Raw genomic sequence first — 13,619 nt, forward strand, 5'->3', positions numbered from 1 at the left:
AGTGCGATCAGTAGTCATTCCAACTTATTAGAGAGATTTTCATGAAAAAAGTCCTGTTTACCCTGCTGACCCTCGGCGCAGCCTCCACCGGCGCCATGGCCCAATCGAGCGTGACCATGTATGGCGTGGCTGACGCCGGCCTGGTGTTCGACAAGGATGCGGCTGGAGACCGCCTGAACCGCGTCGCCTCCGGCGTCGCCTCGGGCTCGCGCATCGGCTTCAAGGGCAAGGAAGACCTGGGTGCTGGCCTGGCCGCCATTTTCGTGCTGGAAAGTGGTTTTAACATCGATACCGGCACCTCGGGCCAGGGCGGCCGGCTGTTCGGCCGCCAGTCGTACGTCGGCCTGACCGGCAGCGCCGGCGCCGTCACCCTGGGCCGCCAATACACACCGTACTACCTGGCCCTGCGCGACGTGGCCGATCCGTTCGTCATCGGCCTGGCCGGCACGGCGTCGAACATTATGTCGACGACGAATTACCGCGTCGATAATGTGGTGCAATACAGCACGCCGACCTGGAGCAAGCTTTCGGCCGACCTGGCGTATGGCTTTGGCGAAGTGGCCGGCGACAATGCGAAAAGCCGCAGCATGGGCGGCGCCGTGCACTACATCGACGGTCCGCTGAACGTGACCCTGACGCACCACCGCCAGGAAAATCCGCTGGCGATCCTTCATACGCGCAACACCCTGCTGGCCACGCGCTACGACTTTGGCGTGCTGCAAGGCAACTTCGGCTACGCCGACAACCGCGCCCTGAACAACAGCAAGAGCAATGACATCCTCGTTGGCTTCAGCGCCCCGTTCGGCGCCACCAAGCTGGTCGCGTCGTACATCCGCCACAACGACAAGAGCATTGCCAACCGTGACGCCCAGCAGTGGGCCATCGGCGCGTTCTACGCGCTGTCCAAGCGCAGCGACCTGTACACAGGTTACGGCCACATCACGAACAAGAACGGCGCTCCCTACAAGGTTGGCAATGCCACCGACGATGGCACCGGCACCAGCGGCTTTAACCTGGGCATGCGCCACACGTTCTAAGGACGTTGAACTGTCCGTGACATAAAAGCGTGAGCCGCCGGATGCATATCCGGCGGCTTTTTCTTTTTACGCAATATTTAAATGCGATACTGTGGGTTCTTGCAAGTTGGCAGCTGATTTTATGAATAGCAGTAGTAAACCCTCCCTTTCCTGGCGCCAGCGCCTGTCGCAACGCTCGGGCCGTGAAACGCTGGCCTGGGGCGTCGTGCTGGCCGCCTGTCTGGCCACCGTCTGGCTCGTGTATTTCTGGACGGAACGCATCGCCATCGGCAAGCTGCAGGCCAGCGGCGCGCAGCGCCTGGAAGTGTATGTCAGCAGCCTGGAAAATGCGCTGGAGAAATACGACTTCCTGCCCAAGACGCTGGAACTGAACCGCGACGTCATCCGCCTGCTGCAGCACCCGGAAGATCCGGTGCTGGTCGATACGGTCAACCATTACCTCGAACAGATGAATGCCCAGGCGAAATCGTCGACCATTTTCATCAGCAACCTCGACGGCAACACGCGGGCCGCCAGCAATTGGCAGCAGCCCGACAGCTTTATTGGCGACAATATCTCGTTCCGCCCCTACGCCCAGGACGCGCTGCGCGGCACGCCGGGCCGCTTCTATGGCGTGGGCACGACGCGGCTCGAACCCGGTTACTTCTTTGCCCATGGCATCTACCAGAATGGCCACATGCTGGGCCTGGCAACGGTGAAGGTGAACCTGGAAACCCTGGAAAAACGCTGGGTGCAAGGGGCCGACAAGGTCATGCTGGCCGACGAGCACGGCGTGATCTTTCTCAGTTCCATGGCGGACTGGAAATACAAGACCCTGGCGCCGCTGTCGCCCGCGATCGTCGAAGAACTCAACCGCACGCGCCAGTACTATTCGAAGCAGCTGGCAGCCATTCCTTTCGTCTCGGACCGCCAGCTGGGCAATGGCGCCCGCGTGATCAGCGTGCGCGAGCAGGAACACGCCGACACGCCACCGAAGATCAGCTCCAGCGTCATGACGCAGATCAAGCTCAAGTCACCGCAAGGCTGGACTTTTATCTACCTGTCCGACCTGGCGCAAGCGAAGGCCAGCGCGCGCGCGGCGGCCGCCTTCTCTTGCGTGCTGCTGGGCTTTTTCATGCTGCTGTTTTTTTACCTGCGCCAGCGCCGCGCGGCCGTGGCACAAAAATTGCGCGCCCGCGAAGACTTGCAACATGCCTACGACAACCTGGAAGCCATGGTCGAGGAACGCACCTCGGAACTCAATGCCATGACGCAAAGCCTGAGCCAGGAAATCGAGGTGCGCAGCAAGGCCGAGCAAAAGCTGCACATCACGCAAAACGAATTGTTTCAAGCCGGTAAGATGGCCGTGCTGGGGCAGATGTCGGCCAGCATCACGCATGAACTGAACCAGCCGCTGACGGCGCTGCGCACCATGTCCGACAATGCCGTCATCCTGCTCGAGCGCGGACGGCTCGACGACGCGCGGCGCAACCTGGCGAAGATCTCGCAAATTGCAGCCAGGATGGGGACCATTACGGGTCAATTGAAGATTTTTGCGCGCAAATCGACGACCAGCCTGACCTCTGTCTCGATCCCCACGGCGATCAGCAATGCGCTGTTCCTGGTCGAGCGCCGGCTGCAGGTGGAAAATGTGCGTTTTACTTTGCAACTGCCACCCGAAGACATCTTCGCCATGTGCGAAAGCAACCGCCTGGAGCAAGTGCTGGTGAACCTGTACGCCAATGCGCTCGACGCCATGAACGGCAGCGACGTGCGCAGCCTGCGCGTGGCCGTCGAATGCACGCCCGAGCACGTGCTGATCCATGTGGCCGACACGGGGCCGGGCCTGTCGACGGAAGTGTACGAACACCTGTTCGAGCCGTTCTTCACGACCAAGCCGCAGGGATTGGGACTGGGCCTGGGCCTGGCCATTTCCGAACAGATCACGCGCCAGTTCGGCGGCGTGCTGCGCGCCGAGAACGCCCCCGGCGGCGGCGCCATCTTCACCATCGAACTACAGATTGCAACGCAGGAGGAAAAACATGTTTGACGGCTTGAAGGTCTTGCTGGTCGAAGACGACCCCACCGTACGCGAAGGCAGCGAGCAGGCACTGCAGCTGGCCGGCCTGGACGTGCTGGCCTTCCACTCGGCCGAACTGGCCTATAAACTGCTGACGCCCGATTTCCCCGGCATCGTCGTCAGCGACGTGCGCCTGCCCGGCATGAGCGGCCTGGAATTGCTGCAAGCGGTCAAGACGCTCGATGCCAACCTGCCCGTGATCCTCGTCACGGGCCACGGCGACATCACCATGGCCGTGCACGCCATGCGCACGGGCGCCTACGATTTCATCGAAAAACCGTATTCATCCGACCAGCTGGTCGACGTCATCCTGCGCGCGCTGGAAACGCGGCGCCTGATGCTGGAAGTACACAGCCTGCGCCGCCAGCTGGAAGACGGCGGCGGCATCGAATCTCGTTTGCTGGGAAATTCTGCGGCAATGCGCGACATACGGCGCTTGATACTCGACGTTGCCGACGAACCGGCGGACGTGCTGATCTATGGCGACACGGGCACGGGCAAGGAAATGGTGGCCCGCTGCTTGCACGACTTCAGCCACCGCCGCAAGCACAACTTCGTCGCCGTCAACTGCGGCGCGATTCCCGAAAGCATATTTGAAAGCGAAGTCTTCGGTCACGAACCGGGCGCATTCACGGGCGCGGCCAAGCGGCAGGTGGGCAAGATCGAACACGCGGACCAGGGCACTTTTTTCCTCGATGAAATCGAATCGCTGCCCCTGTCCCTGCAAGTCAAATTGCTGCGCGTGCTGCAGGAACGCTATATCGAACGCCTCGGCTCGAACGTGCCCACGCCCGTCGATGTGCGCGTCATCGCGGCGGCCAAGCTGGACCTGGAAGACTTGTCGCAGCAGCAGAAATTCCGCAGCGACCTATACTACCGTTTGAATTTGATCGTGCTGCATTTGCCGCCCTTGCGCGAACGGCGCGAAGATATTCCCATCCTGTTCGAGCACTTCGTGCTGGCCGCGGCCGCCCGCTACAACCGCGCCGCGCCCGTGGTCTCCAGCGCACAGATGCGCAACCTGATGGCCCATTCCTGGCCCGGCAATGTGCGCGAACTGCGCAACATCGCCGACCGCTTCGTGCTCGGCATCGCCGGCGGCGCTTCGAGCCTGCTAGCGGGCAGCCAGGCCAGCCCATTGTCGCTGGCGGAGCAGGTGAACGGCTTCGAACGCGCACTGATCGAACAGGAACTGCGTACATATTCCGGCAACGTCAGCGAAGTGAGCACGGTGCTGGGATTACCGAAACAGACCTTGTATCACAAGATGCAAAAGTACAACCTGGTGGCGGAAGAGTTCAGGTAAGCACGCCGACACGGCCCGTGCGCAGTGGCACGACCCAATCGGGCCGGCCGTTCGCCAGCGCCAGCCGTGCCGCCTTTTCCCAATCATATTCCACGGCGTGCAACTGCGCCGTCCAGCGGCCATCGGCTTCCTGTTCCACGATGGCATAGCGCGCATGCGGCGTGCCGTTTTCCATCACGTGCGGATAAGCATGGTCGTCGTCGTAGGCTTGCAAGCCCACGCTGCCCGGGTTGACGATCAGCCGCCCATCGGCCAGGCGTACCTGGCGCGGCATGTGGGTATGGCCGCACAGAATCAGCGCCGCGTCCGTCTCGCCCGCCCGTTCGGCCACCTCCTGCGGCGTAGCGGCGCGGCTGCCTTGCGGCGTAACGCTGTCGAGAAAGTAGACGAGGTCGCTGGCGGGCGTGCCATGCACGAGCAGCACGTCGTGACGCAGACGCAAGGTGGCGGGCAGCGCCGCAATCCAGTCCAGTTGTTCCGGCAGCAGTTGCGCGCGCGCATAGGCGTCGGACACGCCCATGCGGGCAGGGTCGCCCAGCAGCTGGCGTTCGTGGTTGCCGCGGATGGTGGGCAAGCCGAGCCCCATCAGGCGCGCCGCCGTGGCGCGCGGCAGCAGATGGCCCGAGACGATATCGCCGAGATTGACGGTCACGTCCACGCCACGCCGGGCGATGTCGGCCAGCACGGCGTCCAGCGCATCGAGGTTGCCGTGGATATCGGAAATGGCGGCGATTTTCATGCGGTGTCTCCTCTTCTTGCACACCATTCTGCCCGCGTCCTGCGTTGCAGGCAATGCCGGTGTGGGTACCGGCTGTTACACACGGTAGGACAAATCCGACGGACAGTTGCGCCGTGCGGCTACGTGATCTAAATGTAACAGTTGCTACCATTTCCTCATCGCACTGTTGCCCAGCGTGGGCCGCCCAAGCGTCGCGACAGTTTCACTTTATTTTGAGGAGTTGCCCCATGTCTGCCATGTCCGTGTTCACCCGCCTGTCCCCACCACGCCCGCACCACCTTGCCTTGCGCGGCGCCATGATGCTGGGTGTGCTGGGTATTGCCACGGCGGCCGCCACGGCGCGGGCCGAACCGTCGCCCACGCTGGACCGCGTCAGCATTTCGGTGGGCGCGTTTTCCGCCGATCCGCGCATCAATATCGGCGCCGACACGCAATTTGGCCGCATCGATGCGCCCGAATCGAATCCCAAGCATACGACCATCCCGCGCATCAAGGCGGACTTGCTGATCGGCGACCGCCACGGCCTGGCATTCGACTACTACCGCTACGACAAATCCTACACGCCAAGCCTGACGGGCGAGACCATCATCAATGGCCAGCCCGTCACGGGCACGGCCACGGCGAATGCGGATCTGAAGCTGGACCTGGCCAAGCTGGCCTATAAATGGTGGCTGGGCAGCGGCAACGACACCTTCGGCATCGGCTTGGGCGCCGCCTACTACCATGCCAACCTGAACGGCACGGCCACCGGCGTCGTCAATGGTGAAACGGCCACGGCGCGCGATTCCATCAGCGAGCACGCGTTTGCGCCGCTGCTGGAAGTGGGCTGGCGCCACGCCTTCACGCCAGACTTGCGCATGTATGCGGAAGCGTCGGGCATCAAGAAAAATGGCGGGCGCATCAATGGCCACATCTACGGCGGCAATATCGGCGTGGAATGGTTTCCGTTCAAGAACATCGGTTTCGTGGCCGATTACGGCATCTCGAAAATCAAGCTGCACCGCGACAGCGAACGCGATGCCGACCTGAACATTCGCCTGACGGGACCGTCGGCGTATGTGAAGGTCCGCTTCTAAACCGCCTCAGGCCGCCGGTTTCAGCAGGTATAGCTGAAACTGCGGCAAGTCCGCATCGTCGTACGCCTCGACACTGGCAAACGGCAGGCGCGCAAACGCCTGCTGCCAGAAGGCGCAGGCAGCGGCATCGGCGCGAAACATCGCCACCAGCCATGTCTGACCGCTGTCGAGCAGCACCCTGCGCACCACTTCCAGCGCCACGCCGCGGCGCCGGTATTGCTTCAGGATGAAAAAGTCGCTGAACTCCTGCACCGGCAACCCACCCGCCATGCCAGGCTCCGTAACGAAAAAGCCCGCCAGTTCGCCATCGACCTCGATCCAGCTGGCCGTGTGACCGGCTGCATGCACATACGATGCCAGCCCCGCATCGCACACGTCGTAGCGGCCATCGGCCAGCAGCGCCTCACCGCTCCAGGCGGCATTGTCATAACAGTACAGTTGAAACAGCCGCGCCAGTGCCGCCTCTTCACCCGGGGCAATGGCGCGCAAGGCGATGATCTTGTCTGTGGCATGCATGGAAAGCTTTCCTCCGCGGTAGTGTCGATCCAGTGCGCGAGCTTATCACCGTCACTCATCCCCGCCAGGGGCATTTCATGCCCGTCTTTCCACCTCCGGTCGCAAAAAGATTACTTTTTTTCCAATTGCTTATATATTATTGCCTTTAAGTAACATCCGCCATCGCGGCTGACAGAAAACAAGGGCGATCCCCTTGCACAGACCGGCAGACATGCATCTGCCGGCTTTCATACCCAAGCTCTGGAGAGTGCTGCACATGCTATCGATCAAACAGCTGAACAAAACGTATGCCAATGGCGTCAAGGCCATCAATGATGTCAGCCTGGAAATTCCCAACGGAATGTTCGGCTTGCTGGGACCGAATGGCGCAGGCAAGTCCTCGCTGATGCGTACCATTGCCACCTTGCAAGATCCAGACAGCGGCAGCATCCATTTCGATGGCCTCGATGTGCTCAAGGACAAGGCCGGCCTGCGCCGCCAGCTCGGCTATCTGCCGCAGGATTTCGGCGTGTATCCGAAGGTCAGCGCGGAAACTCTGCTCAACCACTTTGCCGTCTTGAAAGGTTTGACGGAAAAGGGTCCGCGCAAGGAAGCCGTGGAAGCCTTGCTGCAGCAAACCAATCTGTGGGAAGCGCGCAAGCGCAAGCTGGGCACGTATTCGGGCGGCATGCGCCAGCGCTTCGGCATCGCCCAGGCACTGCTGGGCGCACCGCGCCTGGTGATCGTCGACGAACCGACGGCGGGCCTGGACCCGGACGAACGCAACCGCTTCCTGAACCTGCTGGCGAAGATCGGTGAGCAAGTGGTGGTGATTCTGTCGACGCACATCGTCGACGATGTGACGGACTTGTGCCCGCGCATGGCCATGATCGTCAAGGGACAGGTGCTGGTACAGGGCGAACCACAGGCGGCCATCGACACCCTGCACAACAAGGTATGGCGCCGCAGTGTCACGACGGAAGAACTGGCGCAGTACCAGCAAACCCTGAACGTGCTGTCGACGCGCCTGGTGGGCGGCAAGCCGCAAATCAATGTATATGCCGACAGCCAGCCCGACAGCGGCTTCGTGCAGATCGCCGCCGATCTGGAAGACGTGTACTTCCTGCACGTGCGCAGCGCTGCCCGCAGCGGCGCTGCCGCAGCGTAAGGGGCCGCCATGTGGAAGGAATTTTTCAAGTTTGACCTCGTCTACCAGCTGAAACAGCCGCTGCTGTGGATCTTTGCCGTCATCCTGGCCTTGCTGGCCTTTGGCGCCAGCAGCAGCGATTCGATCCAGATCGGCGGCGCCATCGGCAACATCAACCGCAATGCGCCCACCGTGGTGGCGCAGCTGCTAACGATGTTCAGCCTGCTGTCGATGTTGCTCATCACCATCTTCATCGCCGGCGCCGTGTTGCGCGACAGCGAGGTGGGCATGGCCGACATGCTGTTCGCCACGCCCATGCGCAAGTGGGACTATCTGTTCGGCCGCTTCGCCGCCGGCTTTGTCGCCTGCCTGATCATCTTCCTCTGCATCGCCTTCGGCATCATGCTCGGCCCCCTCATGCCCTGGGTCGATGCACAGCGCGTGGGCGCGTTCTCGCTGCAGGCTTATGCGTGGAGCTTCGGCGTGATGGTGATCCCGAACCTGCTCTTCATCGGCGCCCTGCTGATGCTGCTGGCGGCCACCACGCGTTCGATGTTGCTCGTCTACGTGGGCGTGCTGGGCTTTTTCGTGCTGTGGGGCATGGCCGGCGCCTTTACGCGCGACATCAACAACGAATGGGTCGCCGTTCTGCTGGACCCGTTCGGCATGCGCGCCTTCGGCCGCATGACGCGCTACTTCACGTCGGCCGAAGCGAATGCGGGCCTGCCGCCGTTTTCCGGCTTCCTGCTGGCCAACCGCTTGCTGTGGCTGGGTATCACGGCAGTGTTGTTCGCCGCTACCGTGGTCCTGTTCAAGCCGCAGCGCACGGGGACGGGAAAACGCCTGTTCGGCAAGCACAAGGCCGAGGCCGCCGCACCGGCCGTGACGGCGCCGCTGCACCTGCCGCGCAGCGTCCCCACCTTTACCGCCGCGACAGCCTGGCGCCAGTGGTGGCAAATCCTGCGCTTCGACGCCGTCGGCGTGTTCAAGAGCGTGCCCTTCCTCGTCATGCTGCTGTTTGCCGTGATCAACCTGATCACGGGCGCCAATGTCGGCAAGAACATGTATGGCACGGCCGTGTATCCGATGACGCATTTGCTGTTGCAACAGATTAACAACAGCTTCAGCTTCATGTTGATCATCATCGTCACCTTTTACGCCGGTGAACTGATCTTCAAGGAACGCCAGGTCAGGATCGCCGACGTCAGCGACGCCATGCCCGTGCCCAACTGGGTCCCCCTGCTGGCCAAATGCACGGCCCTGGTCGGCGTCATCGCCGGCTATCTGCTGGTGGGCATCATCGCGGCCATCGGTTTCCAGCTCTACAAGGGCGGCGCGCCCGTGGAACTGGGGCTGTACCTGAAAGGCACCCTGCTGGGCGCCCTCTTTTTCGTGCTGATGGCCTTGTGCGCCCTCACCCTGCAAGTGCTGTCGAATAACAAGTTCATCGGCTACCTGCTGGTGATCCTGCTGATGGTGGCGCAAATGGTACTGGGCATGCTGCACCTGGAACACAATCTGTACGCCTTCGGCGGCACGCCGGCCATCAAGTATTCGGACATGAATGGCTATGGCCACTTCCTGGCTGGCTGGTCCTGGTTTGCGCTGTACTGGAGCCTGTTTACCGTGGCGCTCGTCATGCTGGCCCGTGCGTTCTGGGTGCGCGGCCTGTCCGCCGACTGGCGTGCGCGCGTGCGCCTGCCCCGCCAGCGCCTGCAAGGCCGCGCCGGCGCCGCCCTGGCCGTGGTCGTGCTGTGCTGGGCAGGCACGGGCGGCTGGATCTTCTACAACACGAACGTGCTGAACAAGTACGAGACGTCGGACATCGGCATGGACAAGCAGGCCCGCTACGAGAAATTGTACAAGCAATACAAGGACTTGCCGCAGCTGAAGATCACCGACGTCCAGGCCGATGTGGATATTTATCCTGAGCAACGCAAGGTGTTGATCAAGGGCCACTACGTGCTGCAAAACAAGACGCAGCAGCCGCTCGACACCCTGCGCATCCAGCTCAACCCGGACCTGGAAACGCACTGGTTGAACTTGCCTGAGCACAAGGTCGTGCTCGATGACAAGGAACTCGGTTTCAGCATCCTCAAGCTGGCCCAGCCTCTGGCGCCGGGCGCCACCCTGCCGCTGGACTTCACGGTAGCCGTCACGCACCAGGGTTTCACCAACGACGGCGCGCCGGACCAGGTCAACCTGAACGGCAGCTTCTTCAACAACCAGGCCTTCTTCCCCCACTTCGGCTATGCGAAGGAAATGGAGTTGACGAACCGCAATGAGCGGCGCAAACGGGGCCTGGGCGAACCGCAGCGCATGGCCAAGCTGGAAGACACCTCCGCGTATGGCAATACGGTGCTGGGCGGCGATGCCGACTGGATCCATTTCGACACCACGGTGTCCACCAGCGGCGAGCAGATCGCGCTGGCGCCTGGTTACCTGCAGGCAAGCTGGGAAAAGGATGGCCGCCGCTATTACCGCTACAAGATGGACCAGCCGATGCTGCCGTTCTTTGCCTACCTGTCGGCGCGCTGGGAGGTCAAGAAGGGCGACTGGCATGGCGTGCCGATCGAGATCTATTTCGACAAGAAACACGGCTACAACACGGACCGCATGATCACGTCCGTGCAAAAGTCGCTCGATTACTACAGCACCCAGTTCACGCCCTACCAGCACAAGCAGGTGCGCATCCTGGAGTTTCCCGGCTACCAGAGCTTCGCGCAGTCGTTTGCCAATACGATTCCGTATTCGGAAGGCATCGGCTTCATCGCCGACCTGCGCGACAAGGATGACATCGACTACGTGTTCTACGTCACGGCGCATGAAATGGCGCACCAGTGGTGGGGCCACCAGGTGATCGGCGCCAACGTGCAGGGCGCCACCATGCTGATGGAATCGCTGTCGCAGTACTCGGCGCTGATGGTGATGGAAAAGGAATATGGCCGCGAAAAAATGCGCCGCTTCCTGCGCTATGAACTGGACCGCTACCTGAGCGGGCGCGGCGGCGAAGCCATCGAGGAACAGCCGCTGGCACGCGTGGAAGGACAGCAATACATCCACTACAACAAAGGCAGCCTGGTGTTTTACCGCCTGCGCGACGAGCTCGGCGAGGAAGCCCTGAACCGTGCCCTGAAACGCTATCTGCAGGACAAGGGCTACCAGCAGGCGCCGTTCACCACGTCGTCGGAATTGCTGGCCTACATCCGCGCCGAAGCGCCACCAAACAAGCAGGCGCTGATCACGGACTTGTTCGAGAAGATCGTCTTCTACGACAACAGGGTGACGCAAGCGTCGGCCGTGCAGCGCAAGGATGGCCAGTGGGATGTCACCATGCAGCTGCACCTGGCCAAGCTCGAATCCGACGGCAAGGGCAAGGAAAGCGCGCGCGCCTATGACGAGCCGGTGGAAATCGCCATCTTCGCGCGCGCCCCTGGCGCCAAGGAAAAGGATGAAAAAGTCCTGTTCACGGACAAGCGCATGGTGTCGGGCAGCGACCCGGTCATCACCATCACCGTGAAAGACAAACCGTTCGAAGTGGGTGTTGATCCGTACAACAAGATGATCGACCGCGTCCCGCGCGATAACCGCAAGGAAGTCAGTGTGAACTAACGCTTGATGTTACGCAAACAGGCCACGCCGTCACCGACAGCGTGGCCTGTTTTTTTTCTGCTGTGAGCGGCTAGCGGTACACGAGTCCACCATCGATCAGCGGCGCCTGGCCCGTCATGTAGTCCGAGTCCGGCCCCGCCAGGAAGGAGACGAGCCCGGCCACGTCGTCCGGCGTCTCGGCACGTCCCAGCGCGATGCCGTCAACGTATTTCTTGTACGTCGCGCCCAGCTCGGCGCCAGTCAGCTCGGCCATGCGCTTGTCGATCTCGACCCACATGTCAGTGCCGACGACGCCAGGGCAATACGCGTTGACGGTGATGCCGTCGGCCGCCAGTTCCTTGGCCGCCGCCTGTGTCAGCGCGCGCACGGCAAACTTGGTGGCCGAGTACACGCCCAGCAAGGCAAAACCGTCATGCCCGGCAATGGAGCAGGCATTGATGATCTTGCCCTTCTGCTGGCGCTTCTTGAAGGTCTTGGCGGCCGCCTGGATGCCCCAGAGCGTCCCTTGCACATTGATGCGCATGATGCGGTCGACTTCTTCCGGCGTGACGTCGAGCAAGGGCTGCACTTGCGCGATGCCGGCATTGTTGACGATGATGTCGAAGCCACCGAGCTCCCTCTCGGCAAACGCCACCGCTTCGGTCACCTGACCGAGCTGCGACACGTCGGCAATGAAGGTGACGGCGCGGCGCCCCAGCGCGCGCACTTCGGCGGCGGCCGTGTCCAGCTTGTCCTGGTTCAAATCCACCAGCGCGATATCGGCGCCATCCTTGGCCAGGCGCAAGGCGATGGCCTTGCCGATACCTTGCGCGGCCCCCGTGACCAGCGCGACTTTTCCGGAAATACCCATGTTGCGTTCCTTTCAGAGTAGTGAGAAGAGACGCTTCAGCCTACCTGAATTTCGTCTTTTTCCGCGTCTTGAAACGTGCGCGCCCGGAAAAAGCGCGCAGGTCAAGAAAGGAAGAAAAAGCCACCGGCATACGCTATACGAGCGCTGCCGTACTGGCCAATCGCGGCATCTGGCGTAACATGGTCAGCATCGTCGGCGAGCGCGCTGGCACCACTTCAAGGGAAGTTCCCATGCCGCATCGTCATCTGCCCCTCCGCGCCAGCCTGCTGCTGGCGGCCCTCGTTTTCACCACGCCCGCCTGGAGCAGCGACCCGGTCCACAAGGAAAACGTCGAACTGACGGCAGGCAAAACCGCGCACAGCGTGAAAGGCAAGATCAAGGGCTACGCCACGGCCGAATACACGGTCAGTGGCAAGGCTGGCCAGACCCTCAGCGTCAAGCTCAAGACCAATCAGCCATCGAATTACTTCAACATCCGCCAACCAGGCCAGGATGAAGCCCTGTTCATCGGTTCATCCAGCGGCAACAACTACCAGGCGAAACTGCCGGCCGATGGCGAGTACACGGTGCAGGTGTATTTGATGCGCAACGCGGCGCGTAGGAATGCGGTGGCGGCATACACGCTCGATATCGGCTTGCGCGATTAAACAAGGGAGCTGCCAACACGGTCGATGCGGCCCGCGTAACAGCCCCGCTTGGCATTATGAACATGAATATAACTGACGTCCGCATTGGCAAATAATTGTGCAATGAGGGCTTCCACGGCGGTGCCGTCCACCACGTCGGCATCGAGCATCATGCCGTCGGCAGCATAGGCGCGCAGCGACAACAGGCGCCGCCGCATCGATTCCGGCACCTGGTTGACGGCATCGTACGCTTGCGTGGCGCCCTCGCGGACAAAAATGGCGTGGCAAGCCCGGTAAGGTGTCATGGCGGGCTGGCAGACATGGTTCAACAACAGCACGGTCTCACCCAGTTCGGCATCCACCAGCGTTACACGGTCAGGAAATCCGGGGTGTTGGTCGACCACCTGGCGCCGCATGCCGAGCGCCGTTAACTCGGCATCGGACAAGGAAAAAAAGGGCAGAAAAGGTTCGGGCGACAGCCCCGTAATGCGAAAATCCATGCTGTTCTCCGGCGTCGTCAAAACCACCATCAGACCAGCATTGGGACAGCGCCACCATCCGCTTCTTGCTATGGAATGTGAGAATGCGTCACGGATCGCCATCTAGCGCCCGTGCGCATAAAAAAAGCCTGCTTCACGGAGGAAGCAGGCTCTTATCGACAGGGTCTGACGG

General features: G+C 61.7%; 11 protein-coding genes. 7 read left to right on the forward strand and 4 right to left on the reverse strand.

All coding sequences use genetic code 11. The features are described from left to right. Positions 1 to 41: 41 nt before the first annotated feature. The 3 genes from CLU91_RS15350 (at position 42) to CLU91_RS15360 (ending at position 4,402) form a co-directional block, all read left to right on the forward strand. On the forward strand, positions 42 to 1,037 hold the full coding sequence (locus CLU91_RS15350; RefSeq protein ID WP_100874855.1) for a porin: 996 nt from the start codon (positions 42 to 44) through the stop codon (positions 1,035 to 1,037). Positions 1,038 to 1,158: 121 nt separating this feature from the next. Further along, entirely contained in the window at positions 1,159 to 3,066 is a 1,908-nt protein-coding gene (locus CLU91_RS15355; RefSeq protein ID WP_100874856.1) for a sensor histidine kinase, read from the forward strand. Beyond that, complete coding sequence (locus tag CLU91_RS15360; RefSeq protein ID WP_100874857.1) at positions 3,059 to 4,402, forward strand: sigma-54-dependent transcriptional regulator; 1,344 nt, start codon at positions 3,059 to 3,061, stop codon at positions 4,400 to 4,402. Before CLU91_RS15355 ends, CLU91_RS15360 begins: the two co-directional genes overlap by 8 nt. On the opposite strand, the gene CLU91_RS15365 is transcribed toward CLU91_RS15360, so the two are convergent. Next, positions 4,395 to 5,141, reverse strand: a complete 747-nt coding sequence (locus CLU91_RS15365; RefSeq protein ID WP_100874858.1) for a metallophosphoesterase family protein — start codon at positions 5,139 to 5,141, stop codon at positions 4,395 to 4,397. The two genes, CLU91_RS15360 and CLU91_RS15365, sit on opposite strands and share 8 nt — an antisense overlap. Before the next feature lie 227 nt (positions 5,142 to 5,368). Here CLU91_RS15365 and CLU91_RS15370 point away from each other — a divergent pair, with 227 nt between their 5' ends. After that, positions 5,369 to 6,217, forward strand: a complete 849-nt coding sequence (locus tag CLU91_RS15370) for a hypothetical protein (RefSeq protein WP_100874859.1) — start codon at positions 5,369 to 5,371, stop codon at positions 6,215 to 6,217. A 6-nt stretch (positions 6,218 to 6,223) separates the two neighbouring features. Here CLU91_RS15370 and CLU91_RS15375 read toward each other — a convergent pair whose 3' ends face one another. After that, entirely contained in the window at positions 6,224 to 6,733 is a 510-nt protein-coding gene (locus CLU91_RS15375) for a hypothetical protein (protein ID WP_100874860.1), read from the reverse strand. 256 nt (positions 6,734 to 6,989) lie between these two features. Here CLU91_RS15375 and CLU91_RS15380 point away from each other — a divergent pair, with 256 nt between their 5' ends. Next, the gene (locus CLU91_RS15380) at positions 6,990 to 7,880 is read left to right on the forward strand and encodes an ABC transporter ATP-binding protein (RefSeq protein ID WP_100874861.1); all 891 of its coding nucleotides are present in this window, start codon (positions 6,990 to 6,992) and stop codon (positions 7,878 to 7,880) included. Positions 7,881 to 7,889: 9 nt separating this feature from the next. Continuing rightward, complete coding sequence (locus tag CLU91_RS15385) at positions 7,890 to 11,471, forward strand: ABC transporter permease/M1 family aminopeptidase (protein ID WP_100874862.1); 3,582 nt, start codon at positions 7,890 to 7,892, stop codon at positions 11,469 to 11,471. 70 nt (positions 11,472 to 11,541) lie between these two features. Here the strand turns inward: CLU91_RS15385 and CLU91_RS15390 are convergent, their stop codons facing one another. Continuing rightward, the gene (locus CLU91_RS15390; RefSeq protein WP_100874863.1) at positions 11,542 to 12,321 is read right to left on the reverse strand and encodes an acetoin reductase; all 780 of its coding nucleotides are present in this window, start codon (positions 12,319 to 12,321) and stop codon (positions 11,542 to 11,544) included. A gap of 230 nt (positions 12,322 to 12,551) precedes the next feature. Between CLU91_RS15390 and CLU91_RS15395 the strand changes: the two genes are divergently transcribed. Then, a complete protein-coding gene (locus CLU91_RS15395; protein ID WP_100876760.1) occupies positions 12,552 to 12,968 on the forward strand; it encodes a DNA breaking-rejoining protein in 417 nt (138 codons plus the stop codon). Here the strand turns inward: CLU91_RS15395 and CLU91_RS15400 are convergent. Further along, the gene (locus CLU91_RS15400; protein WP_100876761.1) at positions 12,965 to 13,447 is read right to left on the reverse strand and encodes a DUF1203 domain-containing protein; all 483 of its coding nucleotides are present in this window, start codon (positions 13,445 to 13,447) and stop codon (positions 12,965 to 12,967) included. The two genes, CLU91_RS15395 and CLU91_RS15400, sit on opposite strands and share 4 nt — an antisense overlap. Positions 13,448 to 13,619 lie beyond the last annotated feature (172 nt).

The sequence above is a fragment of the Janthinobacterium sp. 64 genome, assembly GCF_002813325.1.
Lineage (GTDB): Bacteria > Pseudomonadota > Gammaproteobacteria > Burkholderiales > Burkholderiaceae_D > Janthinobacterium.